At 65.0% G+C, this 19,179-nt stretch carries 19 protein-coding genes; 14 read left to right on the plus strand and 5 right to left on the minus strand.

Going from position 1 to position 19,179, the window contains the following annotated elements; genetic code table 11:
- Positions 1 to 169: 169 nt before the first annotated feature.
- The 6 genes from VB672_RS16365 (at position 170) to VB672_RS16390 (ending at position 5,687) form a co-directional block, all read left to right on the plus strand.
- A complete protein-coding gene (locus VB672_RS16365) occupies positions 170 to 1,747 on the plus strand; it encodes a glucan biosynthesis protein (RefSeq protein WP_329785260.1) in 1,578 nt (525 codons plus the stop codon).
- Between the two features lie 91 nt (positions 1,748 to 1,838).
- On the plus strand, positions 1,839 to 1,994 hold the full coding sequence (locus VB672_RS16370) for a hypothetical protein (RefSeq protein ID WP_329785261.1): 156 nt from the start codon (positions 1,839 to 1,841) through the stop codon (positions 1,992 to 1,994).
- A 3-nt stretch (positions 1,995 to 1,997) separates the two neighbouring features.
- On the plus strand, positions 1,998 to 2,747 hold the full coding sequence (gene aztA, locus VB672_RS16375) for a zinc ABC transporter ATP-binding protein AztA (RefSeq protein WP_329785262.1): 750 nt from the start codon (positions 1,998 to 2,000) through the stop codon (positions 2,745 to 2,747).
- 11 nt (positions 2,748 to 2,758) lie between these two features.
- Positions 2,759 to 3,625 carry a zinc ABC transporter permease AztB gene (aztB, locus tag VB672_RS16380; protein ID WP_329785263.1) on the plus strand — a complete coding sequence of 289 codons (867 nt, stop codon included), beginning with the start codon at positions 2,759 to 2,761 and terminating at the stop codon, positions 3,623 to 3,625.
- A 25-nt stretch (positions 3,626 to 3,650) separates the two neighbouring features.
- Positions 3,651 to 4,580 carry a metal ABC transporter substrate-binding protein gene (locus VB672_RS16385; protein WP_329785264.1) on the plus strand — a complete coding sequence of 310 codons (930 nt, stop codon included), beginning with the start codon at positions 3,651 to 3,653 and terminating at the stop codon, positions 4,578 to 4,580.
- A gap of 144 nt (positions 4,581 to 4,724) precedes the next feature.
- On the plus strand, positions 4,725 to 5,687 hold the full coding sequence (locus VB672_RS16390) for a CobW family GTP-binding protein (protein ID WP_329785265.1): 963 nt from the start codon (positions 4,725 to 4,727) through the stop codon (positions 5,685 to 5,687).
- A 95-nt stretch (positions 5,688 to 5,782) separates the two neighbouring features.
- On the opposite strand, the gene VB672_RS16395 is transcribed toward VB672_RS16390, so the two are convergent.
- Positions 5,783 to 6,037, minus strand: coding sequence for a hypothetical protein (locus VB672_RS16395; protein ID WP_329785266.1), 255 nt, complete (start codon positions 6,035 to 6,037; stop codon positions 5,783 to 5,785).
- Positions 6,038 to 6,213: 176 nt separating this feature from the next.
- On the opposite strand from VB672_RS16395, the gene VB672_RS16400 reads away from it, so the two are divergent.
- From VB672_RS16400 to VB672_RS16410, 3 genes are read left to right on the plus strand one after another with little or no spacing between them, the layout of a single operon-like run.
- The gene (locus VB672_RS16400; protein ID WP_329785267.1) at positions 6,214 to 7,221 is read left to right on the plus strand and encodes a WD40 repeat domain-containing protein; all 1,008 of its coding nucleotides are present in this window, start codon (positions 6,214 to 6,216) and stop codon (positions 7,219 to 7,221) included.
- Between the two features lie 8 nt (positions 7,222 to 7,229).
- Positions 7,230 to 7,508 carry a hypothetical protein gene (locus VB672_RS16405; protein WP_329785268.1) on the plus strand — a complete coding sequence of 93 codons (279 nt, stop codon included), beginning with the start codon at positions 7,230 to 7,232 and terminating at the stop codon, positions 7,506 to 7,508.
- An 11-nt stretch (positions 7,509 to 7,519) separates the two neighbouring features.
- Positions 7,520 to 8,035 carry a DUF2937 family protein gene (locus VB672_RS16410; RefSeq protein ID WP_329785269.1) on the plus strand — a complete coding sequence of 172 codons (516 nt, stop codon included), beginning with the start codon at positions 7,520 to 7,522 and terminating at the stop codon, positions 8,033 to 8,035.
- A 29-nt stretch (positions 8,036 to 8,064) separates the two neighbouring features.
- Here VB672_RS16410 and VB672_RS16415 read toward each other — a convergent pair whose 3' ends face one another.
- Both VB672_RS16415 and VB672_RS16420 read right to left on the minus strand, forming a co-directional pair.
- Positions 8,065 to 8,403, minus strand: a complete 339-nt coding sequence (locus VB672_RS16415; protein ID WP_329785270.1) for a hypothetical protein — start codon at positions 8,401 to 8,403, stop codon at positions 8,065 to 8,067.
- Positions 8,404 to 8,457: 54 nt separating this feature from the next.
- Positions 8,458 to 9,885 carry a homospermidine synthase gene (locus tag VB672_RS16420; RefSeq protein WP_329785271.1) on the minus strand — a complete coding sequence of 476 codons (1,428 nt, stop codon included), beginning with the start codon at positions 9,883 to 9,885 and terminating at the stop codon, positions 8,458 to 8,460.
- A 252-nt stretch (positions 9,886 to 10,137) separates the two neighbouring features.
- Between VB672_RS16420 and VB672_RS16425 the strand changes: the two genes are divergently transcribed.
- Positions 10,138 to 11,367 (plus strand): MFS transporter, encoded by a 1,230-nt coding sequence (locus VB672_RS16425; protein WP_329785272.1) that lies wholly within the window; start codon positions 10,138 to 10,140, stop codon positions 11,365 to 11,367.
- 7 nt (positions 11,368 to 11,374) lie between these two features.
- Here the strand turns inward: VB672_RS16425 and VB672_RS16430 are convergent, their stop codons facing one another.
- Complete coding sequence (locus VB672_RS16430) at positions 11,375 to 11,947, minus strand: GNAT family N-acetyltransferase (protein ID WP_329785273.1); 573 nt, start codon at positions 11,945 to 11,947, stop codon at positions 11,375 to 11,377.
- A 185-nt stretch (positions 11,948 to 12,132) separates the two neighbouring features.
- Positions 12,133 to 13,287 carry a type III PLP-dependent enzyme gene (locus VB672_RS16435; RefSeq protein WP_329785274.1) on the minus strand — a complete coding sequence of 385 codons (1,155 nt, stop codon included), beginning with the start codon at positions 13,285 to 13,287 and terminating at the stop codon, positions 12,133 to 12,135.
- 646 nt (positions 13,288 to 13,933) lie between these two features.
- On the opposite strand from VB672_RS16435, the gene VB672_RS16440 reads away from it, so the two are divergent.
- The 4 genes from VB672_RS16440 (at position 13,934) to VB672_RS16455 (ending at position 19,118) form a co-directional block, all read left to right on the plus strand.
- On the plus strand, positions 13,934 to 15,505 hold the full coding sequence (locus tag VB672_RS16440; protein ID WP_329785275.1) for a glucan biosynthesis protein: 1,572 nt from the start codon (positions 13,934 to 13,936) through the stop codon (positions 15,503 to 15,505).
- 971 nt (positions 15,506 to 16,476) lie between these two features.
- Complete coding sequence (locus VB672_RS16445; protein WP_442932076.1) at positions 16,477 to 17,484, plus strand: ABC transporter substrate-binding protein; 1,008 nt, start codon at positions 16,477 to 16,479, stop codon at positions 17,482 to 17,484.
- Between the two features lie 30 nt (positions 17,485 to 17,514).
- Entirely contained in the window at positions 17,515 to 18,294 is a 780-nt protein-coding gene (locus VB672_RS16450) for an ABC transporter ATP-binding protein (protein ID WP_329785276.1), read from the plus strand.
- Positions 18,294 to 19,118 carry an ABC transporter permease gene (locus VB672_RS16455; RefSeq protein ID WP_329785277.1) on the plus strand — a complete coding sequence of 275 codons (825 nt, stop codon included), beginning with the start codon at positions 18,294 to 18,296 and terminating at the stop codon, positions 19,116 to 19,118. The genes VB672_RS16450 and VB672_RS16455 overlap by 1 nt, the downstream gene beginning before the upstream one ends.
- The last annotated feature ends 61 nt before the right edge of the window (positions 19,119 to 19,179 follow it).

A 19,179-nucleotide genomic window follows, 5' to 3' on the forward strand; every position in this document is an offset into this window, starting at 1 on the left:
ACTTTCCGATACATGGCGTACTCCCTATCTGATGGCGCAGTTATGCCTACGCCTGTGTGTGGGGTAACTTTGACCGCTGACGAAGAATTCTCAAGAGGCTAAGAGGGACTTAATCCTGCCACCTTGGTCGGTAGGGGTGCGTCCCTTCCACAGACACATGCGCTCATCCATGATCAATCGCCGCCGCTTCCTCCAGACCGCCACCGCCACGGCCGCCCTTGCCGCGCAAGGCTTTGCCACCGAGGCCCTGGCCCAGCAGTCCCTGAAGATGGGAGCCCCTGCCCCGTTCTCGTTCGAGGATCTGAAGAAGCGAGCCCAGGACATGGCCCGCTCCGCTTATGTGGCGCCGCCGAGCCCCTCGCCCGAGGTGCTGTACCAGATCGACTACGACGCCCACGGCAAGATCCGCTTCAAGACCGATCTGGCGCTCTGGGCCAACGGCCCCGGCGAATTCCCCGTCACCTTCTTCCACATGGGCCGCTTCTTCCAGAAGCCGGTGCGCATGCACGTGGTCGAAGGCGGCCAAGCCCGCGAGATCACCTACGACAGCGACTATTTCGACATGCCGGCGGACTCGCCGGCCCGGAAGCTGCCGGATAATTCGGGCTTCGCCGGCTTCCGGTTCCAGGAGGCCCGCACCGGCAAGCTCGACTGGAAGAAGAACGACTGGGTCGCGTTCCTCGGCGCCTCTTATTTCCGGGCCATCGGCGAGCTCTTCCAGTACGGTCTCTCGGCCCGCGGCCTCGCCGTGGACGTGGCCGTGTTCGGCAAGAACGAGGAGTTCCCCGACTTCACCCATGTGTATTTCGAGACGCCGCAGCCGGGCTCGGACACGGTCACGGTCTATGCCCTGCTCGACGGCCCGAGCGTCGCCGGCGCCTACCGCTTCGTCATGCAACGGGCGGCCGCCGTCATCATGGACATCGACAGCGCCGTCTACATGCGCCAGGACGTGAGCCGCCTCGGCCTCGCGCCGCTCACCTCCATGTACTGGTACTCGGAGAAGGCGAAGACGACCGCCATCGACTGGCGTCCGGAGATCCACGACTCGGACGGGCTCGCCATGTGGACGGGAACCGGCGAGCGGATCTGGCGCCCGCTCAACAACCCGCCGCGCATCATCACCTCGGCCTTCACCGACGAGAACCCCAAGGGTTTCGGCCTGCTCCAGCGCGACCGGAACTTCGACCATTATCTCGACGGCGTCTATTACGACCGCCGCCCCTCCCTCTGGATCGAGCCGCAGGGCACCTGGGGCCGCGGTTCCATCCAGCTCGTCGAGATCCCGACCGACGACGAGATCCACGACAACATCGTGGCCATGTGGGTGCCGGCGGAGCCGGCGCGCGCGGGCCAGGCTATCGAGCTGCGCTACCGCATGCACTGGTCGGCGGAGGAACCCTATCCGACGCCGCTCGCCCGAGTCGTCGCCACCCGGCTCGGCAACGGCGGGCAGGCCGGCACCGCCCGGCCGAAGGGCGTGCGCAAGTTCATGGTGGAGTTCATCGGCGAGCCCCTGACCAAACTGCCGAGCGGGGTGATCCCCAAGCCCGTTCTCACCGCCTCCCGCGGCGAGTTCTCGAACATCCTGACCGAGGCTGTGCCCAACAACGTGCCCGGCCATTGGCGCACCCAGTTCGACCTGACGGTCACCGGGACCGAGCCGGTGGAGATGCGCGGCTACCTGCGCAACGAGAACGAGGTCCTGAGCGAAACCTGGCTCTACCAGTACCACCCGACGTTCTGAGATAACCCCCATAAACCATCAGCTTGTGAGGGGCGTATAAAATACTATACGCCTCTGGAAATCGCGGCCAAACCGGTTTATGTAGGAGGCCATGTCGCATGGCCACCACCATCATCCCCATGAGCATCGGGCGATTGCTGCCGCCCCGACCTTTTCGCTCCTGCGCCTCTCGGTCGGGCAGCGTCTGGGCGGAACGGCCGTCGTGCTAGCGGGTTTGTGGCTGCTGGTGTTCAGCGTGATGGGGTAACGCATGTCCGCAGCATCGGCCGCCATCCGTTTCGATGAGGTGACCCTCGGCTATGGCCGCAGGCCCGCCGTGCATCATCTCGACGGTGAAATTCCCGCCGGCGCCCTGATCGCCGTTGTCGGCCCCAATGGGGCCGGCAAGTCGACCCTGCTCAAGGGCATTGTTGGCACGTTGAAGCCCCTTGAGGGCCATATCCGCCTGAAGGGCTCAGCGTCCGGCATCGCCTACCTGCCGCAGGCCGCCGAGATCGACCGGTCCTTCCCGCTCTCGGTCTACGACCTCGTGGCCATGGGCCTGTGGTCCCGTTCGGGCCTCTTCGGCGGCATCGCCCGGCGCGACTGCACGAAAATCGAAGAGGCGCTGGCGGCCGTGGGCCTCACCGGCTTCGAACGGCGCGCGATCTCGACCCTGTCGGGCGGGCAGATGCAACGGGCGCTTTTCGCGCGCCTCCTGCTGCAGGACGCCCCCGTGATCCTGCTCGACGAACCGTTCACCGCCATCGACGCCAAGACCACGGCCGACCTGCTCGATCTGGTGCGCCGCTGGCACGACGAGTCCCGCACGGTGGTCGCGGTGCTGCACGATCTCGACATGGTCAAGCGCACCTTCCCGCAGACCCTGCTGATCGCCCGCGAGCCGGTGGCCTGGGGCGAGACCATGGACGTGCTGCAGCCTGAGAACCTTCTGAAGGCCCGGCGCATGGTCGAGGCTTACGACCCGCATGCGGATGTCTGCCACCGGAACGTCGCCTAAGGACACCGTTGATGCTCGACCTGTTCTACGCGCCGTTCGCCGAATTCGAATTCATGCAACGCGCCCTCGTGGGCGTGGTTGCCATCGCTCTGGGCGGAGGTCCCGTCGGCGTCTTCCTGATGCTGCGCCGCATGAGCCTGACCGGCGATGCCATGGCGCACGCGATCCTGCCCGGCGCCGCCGTGGGTTATCTCGTCGCCGGCCTCTCCCTGCCAGCCATGACCATCGGCGGATTGTTCGCGGGCGTCGTCGTGGCGGTGGCGGCGGGCCTCGTCTCCCGCTTCACCTCTCTCAAGGAGGATGCCTCGCTCGCAGCCTTCTACCTGTTGTCCCTGGCCCTCGGCGTCACCATCGTGTCGCTGCGCGGCTCGAACGTGGACCTGCTGCACGTTCTTTTCGGCACGGTGCTGGCGCTCGACGACAACACGCTGCTGCTGCTCGCCTCCATCTCCACGGTCACCGTTCTGGCCTTGGCGGTGCTCTACCGCCCGCTCGTTCTCGAATGCGTGGATCCGATCTTCCTGCGTTCCGTGAGTCGCGCGGGCACGCCGACGCACCTGATCTTCCTCGGGCTCGTGGTCATGAACCTCGTCGGCGGCTTTCATGCGCTCGGAACCCTGCTGGCTGTCGGCATGATGATGCTGCCCGCCGCGTCCTCCCGCTTCTGGACCAGCGACATCACCATGATGATGCTGGTCTCCGTCGTCATCGGCATCGTGTCCGGATGGAGCGGCCTTCTGCTCTCGTTCCATGCGGAACTGCCCGCAGGACCCGCGATCATCCTCTCGGCCGGTGCCGTGTATGTGGTTTCCCTCGTGCTGGGGCGCGAGGGCGGCCTGCTGTGGCTCGCTTGGCCCGGCAGGCATCTCGAAGCCTGACCCCTCAGATCAAGGATCAAGACCCATGCTGACGCGAAGAGCTGCCGTATCCCTTCTGGCAGGAGGCCTCGCCCTTGTCGCATCGTCGCTGCCGGTGGCCGCGCAGAGTGCCGACAGACTGAAGGTGGTCGCGACCTTCTCGATCCTCGGCGACATGGTGCGCAACGTCGGCGGCGAGCGCGTCGAGGTGGCGACCCTCGTGGGTCCGAACGGCGATGCGCATGTCTATTCCCCGACGCCCGCCGATGGACGGCGCCTGACCGAAGCCCGGATCGTCTTCACCAATGGCCTGAAGTTCGAAGGCTGGATCGACCGTCTCGTGAAATCCTCCGGCACCAAGGCCGTGAAGGTCGAGGCCGCCCGGGGCGTGAAACCGCTCAAGAGCGAGGATGCGGGCCATGGGCACGGACACGATCACGGCCACGACAGCTCCGATCCGCATGCCTGGCAGAGCATCGGCAATGCGAAGACCTACGTGGCCAATATCCGCGACGCCCTCATCGCCGCGGACGAAGCCGGCAAGGCGGCTTACGAAGCCAATGCCGCCTCCTACCTCAAGCAGCTCGACGAGGTGGAGGCGGAGGTGAAGGATCTTGTTGCCAAGATCCCGCCCGAGCGGCGCCGGATCATCACCTCCCATGACGCGTTCCGCTATTTGGAGGACGCCTACGGCATCGACTTCGTGGCGCCTCAGGGCGTGTCGACCGAATCGGAGGCCTCGGCCAAGGACGTGGCGCGGATCATCCAGCAGATCAAGCGCGAAAAGATCGCCGCCGTGTTCGTGGAGAACGTCTCCGACGCCCGCCTGATGGAGCGCATCGCCAAGGAAACCGGCGCAAAGATCGGCGAGAAGGTCTATTCGGACGCGCTGTCGGAGCCGGGCGGCCCCGCCGGCACTTACATTGACATGATGAGACACAATATAAGGGCTTTCAGCGCGGCCCTGTCGAGCTGAAAGCCCTGATCGCTGCGGCGTCTGGTGTCATTCCCGGCGCGCGCAGCGAGGGAAGGGAATCCAGGTACGCCCCCTGAAGCCTGGATCCCCTTCCCGGCCCTTACGGGCCGCCGGGGATGACACCCATCAATTCTGGAAACTCCGATGACCGACAAGATTCCCGTCACCGTCCTCACAGGCTATCTCGGCGCCGGCAAGACCACCCTTCTCAACCGAATCCTCACCGAGCAGCACGGCAAGAAATACGCCGTGATCGTCAACGAGTTCGGCGAGATCGGCATCGACAACGAGCTCGTCGTCGGCGCCGACGAGGAAGTGTTCGAGATGAACAACGGGTGCATCTGCTGCACCGTGCGCGGCGACCTGATCCGCATCCTCGACGGGCTGATGAAGCGCAAGGGCAAGTTCGACGCCATCATCGTCGAGACCACCGGCCTCGCCGACCCTGCCCCCGTGGCCCAGACCTTCTTCATGGACCAGGACGTGTCCGACACCGCCCGCCTCGACGCGGTCGTGACGGTGGCCGATGCCAAATGGCTCTCCGACCGGCTGAAGGACGCGCCCGAGGCGAAGAATCAGATCGCCTTCGCGGACGTGATCATCCTCAACAAGATCGATCTCGTCTCCGAGAAGGAGCTGGAAGAGGTCGAGGCGCGCATCCGCGCCATCAACCCCTACGCTAAGGTCCATCGCACCCAGAACTGCGCCATCCCGATCTCGGAAGTGCTCGACCGCAAGGCCTTCGATCTCGACCGGATCATCGAGCTGGAGCCGGACTTCCTGGAGGAAGACCATCACCACCATCACGACGAGGAGATGCAGTCCGTCTCCGTGCATCTCGATGGTGAGGTGGATCCTGAGAAGTTCATGCCGTGGATCTCGAACCTCACCCAGGTCGAAGGGCCGAACATCCTGCGCTGCAAGGGCATCGTGGCTTTCCCGAACGAGCCGAAGCGCTTCGTCTTCCAGGGCGTTCACATGATCCTGGACGGCGACGTCCAGGGCGAGTGGAAGCCCGGCGAGAAGCACACCTCCAAGGTGGTCTTCATCGGCCGCGATCTGAACGAGAAGGCGATCAGGGAAGGTTTCTTGGCCTGTGCGGCTTGAATTCTGCTGAACCAGCCTCGGATGGCGCTAGCGCATCATGGAGTGAAGCATCGGATCAGATCCCAAAAGTGGGACTCACTTTCGGGTCCGATGCTCTAGCCCGGGGCCTGTCCGGCCTTGGCCACGCAGTCCCGCACATGGGCTCTGCGGGCTGCGATGATTTGGTTGCGGGTATCCTCGCCCAGACCGACGCCGCGGCTGCTGGTCCTGTAGATCAGGTTGGCCTCCTGCTGGCAGGCCGCCTTCTTCTGCGCCTCCCTCGCCGATGGCTCCGTGCTCTGCTCCTGGGCTGACGCCTGCGCGCACAACACACCTGCAAGGGCCAAGGACGCCAAAGCCAGAACTCGCATTCAACCACTCCTTCTCGAAGTGCGCATTGTGAGCCAAGGGCCGAAAATTGGCCAAAGCCCAAAAGGCCTAATCCCCGGGTCATCGGTAGATCACCCGCCGTCAAGAAAATCGCGATGCGCCTGCCCCCTGTCGGCCAATTCGTGGTATGGGCAGCGCGCATGAAGGGATCGCTTTGATGAGTACTGGAACCGCTCCGTCCTTGACCCAGAACGTGGCGCCTGTGGCTGCAGGCGCCCATGTCACGGCCATCGGCTGGCTGAAAGGCACAGCCGCCTTCGGCCTCGGCGACGGCGGCGTTCTCCTGGCCAAGGACGGCGAAACCCACCGCGTCGAGGCCCACCCCGATGCGGGAGTCCTGGTGGCGGCGGGCGACGGCGAGCGCTTCGTCACCGGAGGCGACGACGGCCGCGTCGCCGTCACAGGCGCCGACGGGTCCACGAAGACTCTAGCCGAGACCAAGGGCGCCTGGATCGACTCCCTTGCCGTCAATGCCGGCGGTGCCTTCGCCTATGGCGCCGGCAAGCGGGTCGTCGCCCGTGACGACAAGGGACGCGAGAAGACCCTCGAGGTCCCCTCCGCAGCCCGCGGCCTCGCCTTCGCGCCGAAGGGCTACCGGCTGGCGATTTCCCATTACAACGGCGCCACGCTCTGGTTTCCCAATGTGGAGGCGAAGCCCGAGGTGCTTGAGTGGAAGGGCTCGCATCTCGACGTCACCTGGTCGCCCGATGCCCGCTTCGTGGTGACCTCCATGCAGGAGAACGCCCTCCACGGCTGGCGGCTCATTCCCGACAAGGGCCATATGCGCATGAGCGGCTACCCGTCGAAGACGCGCTCCCTCTCCTGGTCGGGCGACGGCAAGTGGCTCGCCACCTCCGGGGCCGAAGCGGCCATCATCTGGCCGTTCGAATCGAAGGAAGGCCCCATGGGCAAGGCGCCGCGGGAATGCGGCGTGCGTCCCGCCAAGGTCAGCCGGGTCGCGTTCCATCCCAACACCCTGGTGCTGGCGGTCGGCTATGAGGACGGCTGCATCCTGCTGATCCGCCTCAACGATGCCTCCGAGCTCCTGGTGCGTCCGGCCGTCAAGGACAGCGGCATCACGGCCATGGCCTGGGACAAGGCCGGCCGGCGCCTGGCCTTCGGCTGCGAGGACGGTCAGGCAGGCATCCTGACCCTGCCGGCATGAGATCGCCCGTGGCCCTGTTCGGCGCTTTCCTTAGAGGAACCTTCGGCCTGCCGAAGCCCGACAAACAGGCCGTCGACCGGGTGAAGGATCTGGCCCGTGCGGTCCTTCAGGTCCCGCCGGACACCGCCTTTGCCGTCAACGAGATCGCCTGCAACGATCCCGGCTGCCCCGGGATCGAGACCGTGATCCTGGTCATGGAGCCGGGCCGGAAGACCAAAGCCCTGAAGGTCGCCAAGCCCCTCGACGAGGTGATGGAACAAGATATCCTCGCCGCACTTGACCGGTAAGGAGGCCAAGCTTGTCACGGATCGTTCGCATCATCGCCTTTGGGTTGGGCCTGTGCGGTGGCATCGTCGCCTCGCAGGGGCCCGAATTTGGGCAGCAGTACCGTCAGCGTCTCGGCGGTGCGATCGATGAGCTGCGGCAGGTGATTGCGCGCTTCGATGCGGACGCCCAGGCCAGCGGCGAGACCCAGGCGAGCGCCATCGCCCGCCTGCGCTCCAACGCGGACGATTTCGTCAGCCGCCAGGGCGCGGCCATGCAGGCGAACGTGGAGCGCCTGAGAAATCTCGAGACCCATCGAACGACCATGATTCAGGCGGGCCCCTTCGCCCGGGTCGCCCTGATGGTACGCGACGGAGACCGCGATGTGATGGAGGCAGTCTACCGCGATTTCGAGCCGGCCCTGCCGGTCACCGCGGAAGGGGTGCTTTCGTCGGCAGCCGGCTTCGTTGCGGTCTGGGGCGGGCTTCTTCTGCTGGCGGGATTCGTGCGAAGCTTTTTCCGACGGCCGCGTCAGACCGTGAGAGTCTGAGTCGATTTGCAGCCGCCGAATTCTGCGCCTTATCCCTCGCGCTCCGGCTTTCCGGCGAGCACCAGGTAGAACCCCAAACCATCCTGCGCCGGCAAGGTCTGCAGCCGGTCGATCCAGCCGCGCTTCTTGGCGTCGAGCAGAGCCTTGCCGACTGGCTGGAACAGGGTCTCGCCGCCGCCTTCCGCCGGCGGATCGAGGCGGACGGCGACCGATTTCGGCGCCGAAAAGCGGCTGCGTTCCAGCATGTCCTGGATCGAGGCCGCCGCCTTCTCGCGCGAGACGCCCCGCAGATCGAGCACGCTCTCGGCATCCGTGACGCCGAGGCCGCCGCGGAGCTTGCTGGCGTAGAACTCATCGAAATGGGGCATCTCAGCTCACTCCCTTCGTCATGGCAGGCGCAAGGCCGGTCATCACGCGTGTGGTCAACGCACCAGCACGTTCCGGAACTGCCACGGATCGGAGGTATCGATGTCCTCCGGGAAGAAGCCGGGGCGATCCGTAAGCGGGGTCCAGTCGGTGTAGTAGCCGTTCACCGGACCGAGATAGGGCATCTGCACCTCAAGGCAGCGGCGGAAATCCATCTCGTCGGCCTCGACGATGCCGGCATTGGGGTTCTCCAGCGCCCACACCATGCCGGCGAGCACCGCGGAGGTCACCTGGAGGCCGGTGGCGTTCTGGTACGGCGCCACGCGGCGCGTCTCCTCGATGGAGAGCTGCGAGCCGTACCAATAGGCATTCTTGCCGTGGCCGTAGAGCAGCACGCCGAGTTCGTCGATGCCGTCCACGATCTCGTTCTCGTCGAGGATGTGCTGCTCCTCCTGAAACTTGCCGGCGCTGCCGAACATCTCGTGCAGCGACAGCACCGCCTCGTTGCAGGGATGGTAGGCGTAGTGGCAGGTCGGGCGGTACACGGCCTTCCCGTTCTCGCGCACGGTGTAGTAATCCGCAATCGAGATCGATTCGTTGTGCGTGACGAGGAAGCCGTATTGCGGACCGGGGGTCGGGCACCAGGTGCGCACGCGCGTATTGGCGCCGGGCTGGAGCAGATAGATCGCCTGCGCATCGGGTCCGAGGGTGCCGGCATTCTCCGGCATCCATTTTTCGTGCGTGCCCCAGCCGAGTTCGGCCGGCTGCATGCCCTCCGACACGAAGCCGTCCACCGACCAGGTGTTCACGAAGGTGCCCATGGGCTTCTCGGACTTGGCGCGCTGCGTGTCGCGCTCGGCGATGTGGATGCCTTTGACGCCAACCTGCTGCGCCAGGCGGGCCCAGTCCTCGCGGCTCTTCGGCTCGTCATAGCTGATACCAAGATCGCCCGCGATGTTGACGAGCGCCTGCTTGACGAACCAGGACACCATGCCCGGATTGGCCCCGCAGCAGGACACCGCCGTGGTGCCGCCCGGATTGCGCTTGCGCGCTTCCATGGTGATCTCGCGCAGCGCGAAGTTCGTGCGCGAGGCCGGGCCCTTGCTCTTGTCGAAGTAGAAGCCGGCCCAGGGCTCGTTGACGGTGTCGATGTAGAAGCAGTTGAGCGAACGGCACAGCTCCATGATGTCGACGGAGCCCGTGTCCACCGAGAGGTTGACGCAGAAGCCCTGTCCGCCGCCGGCGGTCAGCAGTGGCGTGAGCAGCTCGCGGTAATTGTCCTTGGTCACGGCCTGCTGGATGAAGCGGATGCCGCGCTCGTCGAGGAGTTCCTTGTGCTTCTCCTGCGGATCGATGACCACGAAGCGGCTCTTGTCGTAATCGAAATGGCGTTCGATGAGCGGCAGGGTGCCCTGGCCGATCGAGCCGAAGCCGATCATGACGATGGGGCCGGTGATGCGACCGTGGACGGGCCAAGTGGTCATCAGATCTGTCTCCTTGACGAAAGCAGCGATGGAAATCGGTAAACGCCGGATGGCGGGTTTGGGCGCATCTAGGATTGAGGAGGCCCCGGGGTCAATGGCTGCAGTCCCCTGCACGGCACGCAGGGCAATTTCCCTGCGGATGGCGAAGGCCAGATGACAACGGCAGCCCTGCCATGCTCATTTCACCCTCGACATCGTGCAACAAGGCTGCATGATCGCAGGCCTCGTCATCCTCTCACCCGACCGCAACCGATGAAATTCCACGAACTCGTCAGGCATCATTGGCGCATCATCGGCCTCGGCTTCGCCCTCACCTTCCTGTCCTCCTTCGGCCAGACCTTCCTCATCTCCCTGTCGGGCCCCGACATCCGCGCGGCCTTCGGCCTGACGCACGGGGCCTTCGGGTCGATCTATTCCCTGGCCACCCTGTCGTCCGGCCTCCTGATGATCTGGGTCGGCAGCGTCATCGACCGAGTCGATATCCGCCTCTACGCCACCACGGCCATGCTGGGCTTGGCGGCGGCGGCCGTCAGCCTGTCGTTCGCGCCCGGCATCCTCGTGCTGGGCTTGAGCCTGTTCGCCCTGCGCCTCTTCGGCCAGGGGATGCTCAGCCATGCCGGTGTGATGAGCACGGCGCGCCTGCACGAGGGCGTGCGCGGCCGGGCTTTGGGCGTGGCGGCGCTGGGCTTTCCGGCCGGAGAGGCGACCCTTCCGGCCATCGCCATCGCGATGATCGCCGCCTTCGGCTGGACGGGCGCCTGGCGCCTCGCGGCCCTCGTCATCGTCGCTGCGCTGGCCCTCGGCTGGCTGCTCGGCTTCGTGCTCAAGGCAAAGGATCCGGACATTGAGGCATCGGCCCGTAAGAAGGCCGCGAGCGACCCGGGACCGCGCTGGAGCGACACCTTAAGCGACTGGCGTTTTCTCGCGCTCATCCCCACCATGATCGGCTATCCGGCCATCATGACCGCGTACTTCTTCCATCAGCGATTCATCGCCGATCTGAAGGGCTGGTCCCTGGAGCTTTTGGCCAGCAGCATCACGCTTTTCGCGCTCGTGTCCGTGGTGGTCGCCATGAGCGCCGGCAGCTTCGTCGACCGATTCGGGGCCGTGCGCCTCAGCCATTTCTATCTCGCCGGCATGACGGCGGCCTCCATCGCCCTTGCCACTTTCGACGCACCATTCCTGCCGCTGGTGTTCTTCGGCCTGATCGGCCTCACCTCCGGCTGCACCAACGTGGTGATCGCAGCCGTCCTGGCCGAGTTGTTCGGCACCGCGCATCTGGGCAAGATCCGCGCACTTGCGGGCGCCATCATGGTGGTGGCCTCGGCGGCGACGCCGGGCGCCATCGGGCTTCTGTTCGATGCGGGGGTGAGTCTCGAAGCGATCTGCCTGGGTTTCGCCGCCTACATGATCGCGGCGGCGGCCGTCACCTTCGCGCTGCCCAATCCGAGGGCTGCGCGCTTGCAGCCCTCGCAAGGGTAGCATCGGGTCAGAACGACGGGCGAAGACCCGCCAGCGCGCCCTGCGCGGCGGCGGCCACGAGAACCCCAAGGTCGGGCTTCTGCTCCAAGGCTCCCGTCGCGGAGACGAGCCCGCGCGCACCATCGAGCGCGCCCGCGTCGAGTTCCAATGCGAGGAAGCGGTTGCGCTCGTAGGGACCGGGCAGCCAGAGCGAATCGGTCTTTCCCGTCGAGAAGCCGAAGCGCTCGTAATAGGGCGCATCGCCCACCAGCAGCACCGCCGTGTGGCCGAGATCAGCCGCGCGCTTGAGCGCCTCGCGCATGAGCTTGCCGCCGAGCCCGAGGCTCTGCACGGACGGATCGATCGCGATGGGCCCGAGCATGAGCGCCGGACGGTTCGGGCCAGCCGAGACGTGCCAGAGGCGCACCGTGCCGATGATCTCGCCGTCCCGGTCGATAACCAGGGACAGGCCGTCGGCCGGCAGCCGGCCCTCGCGCAGGCGTTCACAGGTCTTCTGGAACCGGGCGGGTCCGAAGCAGGCATCGAGCAGCGCCTCGCGCGCCTCGACATCGCGGAAGGTTTCTTCGCGGATCGTGATCATGGCCGTGGCCTCCCAAAACACGTGGGGTGAGCGACAGCCCTCGCACCTGCTCGCAGCATCGGACGCAAAAGTGGATACCGGTTATGCGGTTATCCGATGCGTCCTTAAAGCCTTGAACAGGCCGTCCGGGACAACTCTGTTGGGTTGATGCCTGCCTCGATGGGACGAGGCAGGCGGGACGTGAATCAGATCACGTAGGACTTGAGCGGCGGGAAGCCGTTGAACGCGACCGCCGAGTAGGTGGTCGTGTAGGCGCCCGTGCCCTCGATCAGCACCTTGTCGCCGATCTCCAGCGAGATGGGGAGCGGATAAGGCTCCTTCTCGTAGAGAACGTCGGCCGAGTCGCAGGTGGGACCCGCGAGCACGCACGGCACCATGCGGTCGTCGTCGTGCTCCGTGCGGATCGGGTAGCGGATCGACTCGTCCATCGTCTCGGCGAGACCGCCGAACTTGCCGATGTCGAGATAAACCCAGCGCACCTCGTCCTCGTCGCGGCTCTTCTTCGAGACGAGAACGACCTCGGCCTCGATGACGCCCGCGTTGCCGACCATGCCGCGGCCCGGCTCGATGATCGTCTCCGGGATGCGGTTGCCGAAGTGCTTCGACAGCGCCCGGAAGATCGACTCGCCGTAGGCTTCGACCATCGGGACCGTCTTCAGGTACTTGGTCGGGAAGCCGCCGCCGAGGTTGACCATCGACAGGTGGATGCCGCGATGCGCGCATTCACGGAAGATCGCCGAAGCGGAACCGAGAGCCTGGTCCCAGGCCTCGGTGTTGCGCTGCTGCGAGCCCACGTGGAAGGATACGCCGTAAGCCTCCAGGCCCTGACGATAGGCATGCTCCAGCACGTCCACGGCCATCTCGGGCACGCAGCCGAACTTGCGGGAGAGCGGCCATTCGGCGCCGGCGCCGTCGCACAGGATGCGGCAGAACACCTTCACGTCAGCGGCATCGATACCGGCCGTGCCGGCCGCGCGGACGATCTTGTCGACCTCGGCCTCGCAGTCGACCGCATAGAGGCGCACGCCGAGCTCGAGGGCGCGCACGATGTCGCGCTCCTTCTTGATCGTGTTGCCAAAGGAGATGCGGTCGGGCGTCGCGCCGGCCTCCAGCGCGAGCTGGATCTCGACCACGGACGCCGTGTCGAAGCACGAGCCGAGCTCGGCCAGGAGCTTGAGCACCTGCGGCTCCGGGTTGGCCTTCACGGCGTAGAACACGCGCGTGTCGGGGAGCGCACGGGCAAACTTCGAGTAATTGTCGCGCACGACCTCGAGGTCGACGACCACGCACGGGCCGTCCTCACGTCGGTTGCGCAGGAATTCACGGATGCGCTGAGTCATGGCGCTCTCCCCACCAAAGGTTCAATGGAGGTCTTGTCGAGCCTCCGGATTGAAATTCAGACGATCAGGACTTCCTGCCGTCCGGCGTCAGCGAGGAAAGATCACATCCCGCTTCGTGCGATGGAGACACGAGAAGCGGCGATGGGCTCTTCACCCGACGATGCTGCCTTGGATTGGATGGGGAGTTCTCCATCCGCACGCCTGGCAATGATAAACAAGCCTCTTCGGTGTTGACCTTTGGAGGGCCAACGAGACCAAAAAAGCCCGTTCGTCGTTGCTTTAAGTCGCGTCCCCCGCTGAGAGCGAGGTGCGCCGGTTTTCGCCTCCGGCTGCCGGTTAGGGGTATCGAGAGCTAGGGCGCTCTCGGGCGGCTGTCCGGCCTCTTGTCCGGATGCCCACCAACCGGCACGCGACCACAGGCACGTGCGAAATTGGGCAGGGGTGAAATAAGCATATTCGCCGGGGATCACAAGAGTTTTTCAGACCCTGTCTGAGATTTTTTTAACCCTGCCGAGACCTGTGTCTTGTTCGCATCACCATTCAGCCTCCATTAAGCGGAACCGGTACACGGAAGAAGATCGAGGCCCATATTCCAAACCCTGAATTCCCGCCATTTTCCTCTTTCAGTCGAGAACGCTCCGCAGCCATGACGAACCCCTCCCGCCGCACCCTCCTGCAAAGCCTGCTCGCAGCCACTGCGCTGTCCGCCTTGAACCAGCAGGCTTTAGCGCAGCAGCAGACCGGCGTGCCGGCGCCCAATCCGTTCCGATACGAGGATGTGGTGCGCCGGGCCCGCGAGCTGGCGGCCGTGCCCTACGAGGCTTCTTCGGGGCAGCTGCCCGAGCCGCTCAACCGGCTCAGCTTCGACGATTACCGGGACATCCGCTTCCGCCCGGACAAGGCCCTGCTCGGCTCCGGCAACGGGCCGTTCCGGATGCAGCTCTTCCACCTCGGCTTCCTCTACCAGCGGCCCGTGACGGTGAACATCATCCGCGACGGGGTGCCCACCCCCGTGCCCTATCAGCGGGAGCTGTTCGATTACGGCCGCAACAAGATCGAGCGGCCGCTTCCGGTCAACCTCGGCTTTGCGGGCTTTCGCCTTCACTACCCCCTGAACAACCCCAAGGTATTCGACGAGCTCATCGCCTTCCTCGGCGCGAGCTATTTCCGCTTCCTTGGAACGGATCAGAAATACGGCCTCTCGGCGCGGGGCCTCGCGATCAATGTGGAAGGTGGCGAAGCGGAGGAATTTCCGCATTTCCGCGAATTCTGGATCGAAATGCCCAAGCCCAACGACGAGCGGGCCATCGTCTACGCCCTTCTCGACAGCCCGTCCGTCGCCGGTGCCTATCGATTCGATATCTACCCGTCGAAGGAAACGACCCTCGACGTCACGGCGACCCTGTTCCCGCGGCAGACCATCACCAATGTGGGCGTCGCTCCCCTCACGTCCATGTTCTTCGAGGGCGAGAACGACCGCAAGCCGACCGACGACTACCGCCTCGAAATCCATGATTCGGATGGCCTGCTCATGCAATCCGGCGCGGGCGAGTGGATCTGGCGCCCCTTACGCAATCCGAACGCCAAGACGATCTCGTCCTTCAGCGACAACAATCCCCGCGGCTTCGGCCTGATGCAGCGTGACCGGGTGTTCGAGAATTATCAGGATCTCGAAGCCACCTACCATCAGCGGCCCGGCTATTGGGTCGAGCCCATCGGACAATGGGGCGAGGGTTGGGTCGAGCTGGTCGAGCTTCCGACGCCCGACGAGACCCACGACAACATCGTGGCCTATTGGCAGCCGAACCGGCCCTTCGAGCCGGGGCAGGAGGTGGTCCTGTCCTATCGTTTGCGGGCCGCGTCGGCGATCGGCGCCATGCACCCGGGCGGGAAGGTGATCAATACCTTCCAGTCGCCGCCCCGTGCCAGCGGATCGAACGCGCCGAGCGATCCCCGGCACCGCCGCTTCATCATCGATTTCGCGGGCGGCAACCTGCCCTACTATCTCGGCGCGCCGGAGCAGGTGCAGCTGGTGCCCTCCACCTCGGTCGGCCAGATCACCAACACCTTCATCATGCCCAACAGCCATACGAACGGCTTCCGGGCGGCCATCGACGTAAAGCTGGAGCCAGGCCAGTCCACGGATCTGCGCGCCTTCCTGCGCGCGGGCAACCGGGCCCTGACGGAGACCTGGACCTATCCCTGGTTCGTGGAGTGACGGGTCGCTGACGTCGTGTCGTCACCACCCCGGTGTGGGCCGGGAATGGCACCGGTCCCTTCAAACTCTCCGCCGTCATGGCCGGGCCTGTTCCGGCCATTCCGATTGTTGGTGCGCAGCGCTTCTTCCACCGGGATTACCGGCTCTGACACCCACCACGGCATGGCCGGGCTTGTGCCGGCCATCCCGATCGGAAAGGCACGGCGCTTCAATCCATCGGGATCACCGGCACAAGGCCGGTGATGACGTCGAGGGTGTGGGTGAGAGCGCAACGATATGTTCTCACTTTGTTCTTGACATTCTGTTGCACCTGGGCTATATCGTTTGTCATCCCGGCCTGACGGGGGCGCGCTCGCGAGGCGTCGCAAGGGTGAGGCCAGGAGCGGTCCCGCGGCAGGTTTCGCAACCCGGCCGGCGGGAGGCCCTTGGCTGTCACCGGCCAAGTCTAAACGCCTAAAAGTACCGCGTGCGAAGAGGCATCCTGGCTCTTCCATCTTCCCATCATCATCATCGAGCCGGGCTGCCTCTCGCGCCACCCTCGATCATCCGCAAGGCTCGCAGCGCAAGCTGCGGGCCCCAAGGTGCTGGCTCTTTGACAGCAACACAGGTCACCAGAACCGTCTGCGGCACGCCCGGCGTGTCATGCCCGGCCGGAGAGGGCGAACGCCCTCGCAGGGGAAGGGAATCCACGATCAGGCGCAACGCCAAGGATCCCCTTCCCGCACTGCGTGCGCCGGGGATGACACCCGCGGCGTCACGGCCAGCCCCGTCCCGATCGGAAGAGCGCCGTGCTTCAAACAAGCGAGATCACCGGGACAAGCCCGGTGATGACGACGGACGGTGGCAGAACTGGTGCAATCCGCCTCTCTCTCCAATAGGATACGAAGACCTTGCCAAGCAACACTGAACCGCGCAGAAGCTGTGCCTCGGATGGCAGGCCGTTTCCTCTGCCGAGCGAAAGGTAAGTGCCGATGAAGCTGAGCGCCTGGATCACGGGAGCGATGGCGGCCTGCCTGGGCGGAAGCGCCCTGGCGCAGCAGCCGCTGACGGAGGTGTCCTTCGGCACCAACTGGATCGCCCAGGGCGAGCATGGCGGCTATTATCAGGCACTTGCCGACGGCACTTACGAGACGTACGGCCTCAAGGTCACCATCGTGCCGGGCGGCCCCCGGGCCAGCAACCGCATGCTCATGACCGTCGGCAAGCTCGATTTCTATATGGGCGGCAGCATGATCCAGGCCTTCTCGGCGGTGGAGAAGGACATCCCCACCATCGTGGTTGCGGCTCATTTCCAGAAGGAGCCGCAGGTGCTCCTCAGCCACCCGGGTCAGGGGCTCGACACCTTCGCCAGCTTGAAGACGTCGAACGACATTCTTCTGTCGAAGGACGGCGTCGCCACCTTCTTCCAGTGGATGAAGGCCGAGTACGGATTCAAGGACGAGCAGGTGAAGCCCTTCGGCTTCAACCCGGCGCCCTTCATCGCCAACAAGGCATCGGTGCAGCAGGGCTACGTCACATCCGAGCCGCTGACCATCGAGAAGGCTGCAGGGTTCAGGCCCAACGTGTTCCTGCTCGCCGATCACGGCTTCAGCACCTATTCCACCACCGTGGAGACGCGCCGCGAGGTGGTGGAGAAAAATCCCGATCTCGTGCAGCGCTTCGTCGATGCCTCGACCATCGGCTGGTACAATTACCTCTACGGCGACAACGCGAAGGCCAAGGAGCTCATCAAGCGCGACAACCCGGAAATGACCGACGAGTTGCTTGCCTATTCCCATGCCAAGATGAAGGAATACGGCATCGTCGATTCCGGCGACACGCACACGCTCGGCATCGGCGCCATGACGGACGCCCGCATGAAGGACTTCTTCGACAAGATGGTGAAGGCCGGTCTCTTCAAGGCGGATCTCGATTATAGAAAAGCCTACACGCTCCAGTTCGTGAACAAAGGCGTGGGGCTGAACCTGAGACAGCAATAGGAGGGTGATGCCTCCCGTGTCGCCGCACCCATGACGCAGCCCTCTCCCACGCTCGTTTCCCTGAGAGACGTCACGAAAGTTTTCTCCAACGGCGTGACGGCGCTCGCCGGCTTCGATCTCGACGTCTTCGCAGGCGAGTTCGTGTCGCTCCTCGGCCCTTCCGGATGCGGCAAGTCGACGGTGCTGCGCCTCATTGCGGGGCTCGCGCAGCCGACGGAAGGAATCGTCAGCTGGCCGGACTCGACCGATGACGATCATCGCGGCGAGATCGGGTTCGTGTTTCAGGACCCGACCCTGATGCCCTGGGCCAACGTGGCGGACAACGTATGGCTGCCGTTGCGCCTGCGCGGCGCGTCCAGGCACGATGCGCACGACCGCATCGCCGAGAGTCTTGCCCTCGTCGGATTGAGCGATTTCGCGAAGGCCTACCCGCGCGAACTCTCCGGCGGCATGAGGATGCGCGTCTCGATCGCGCGGGCATTGTCGCTGAAGCCGCGGCTGCTTCTGATGGACGAACCCTTCGCCGCCCTCGACGAGATCGCCCGCTTCCGGCTCAACGACGATCTGCTGCGCCTTCAGAACGACTTGCGCTGCACCGTGGTGTTCGTGACCCACTCGGTCTACGAGAGCGCCTATCTCTCAAGCCGGATCGCCGTCATGTCTCCACGACCGGGTCGCATCGTCGCCAACATCGAGGGCGAGACGCCCGGACCGCGCTCGAAGGAGTTTCGCGCCAGTTCGCGTTATGCGCAGCTCTGCGGACTGATCTCGCAGGTTCTGCTCGATCAGACGGCGGCGGAGACGCTGTGATGGCCTTTGCGTCGATGCTCTCCCGCAGCCATCCCCTGAGGATCGTTCTGCCGCTCATCGTCTTCGCAGCGGCCGTCGCCGCGTGGGAAGCCGTCGTGCATGTCCGGGGTATCCCGCCTTACATCCTGCCTGCGCCGAGCCTGGTCGCGAGAACCCTCGTGGCCGATTGGCCGCTGCTCTCGGCGTCGCTCCTGACGACGCTCGGGACGACGATCACCGGCCTCGTGCTTGCCGTTCTCGGGGGCGTGCTGCTGGCAATCCTGCTCAGTCTTTCGAAGATCGTGGAGTATTCGCTCTATCCCTTCGCCGTCGTGCTGCAGGTCACGCCGGTCATCGCCATCGCGCCCCTGCTCCTGATCTACATGCCGCAGGATGCGGCGGTTCTCGCCTGCGCGTGGCTCGTCGCGTTCTTTCCGGTTCTCTCGAACACGATGCTCGGCCTGCAATCCGTCGACCGGAACCTCATGGAGCTGTTCGAGCTTTACGGCGCCCCCGCCTCGCAAAGCGCAGCGGCGCGTCTGAAAGCCCTGTGGTATCTGCGCCGCCCGGCGGCCCTTCCGGCCTTTCTGGCGGGGCTGCGGATCGCGGGCGGCCTGTCCCTGATCGGCGCCGTGGTGGCCGAGATGGCGGCAGGATCGGCCGGAGCAGGCTCGGGACTGGCCTACCGCATCATCGAGAGCCAGTACCGGCTCAACATCCCGCGCCTCTTCGCGGCTCTCGTTCTTCTGGCCCTGACCGGCATCGCCCTGTTCGTCGTTCTGGCCGCGCTCAATCATGTTCTCCTTCGCCGCTGGCATGAGAGCGCTCTGCAGCGAGAGGTCTGAAGGCAATTTATTTAGCCTGGCAATAGTGTGCCGGCTTGTCATCGTACCGTCATGAGTCCCG

It is taken from the genome of Microvirga sp. CF3016 (assembly GCF_036314085.1).
Taxonomy (GTDB): Bacteria; Pseudomonadota; Alphaproteobacteria; order Rhizobiales; family Beijerinckiaceae; genus Microvirga.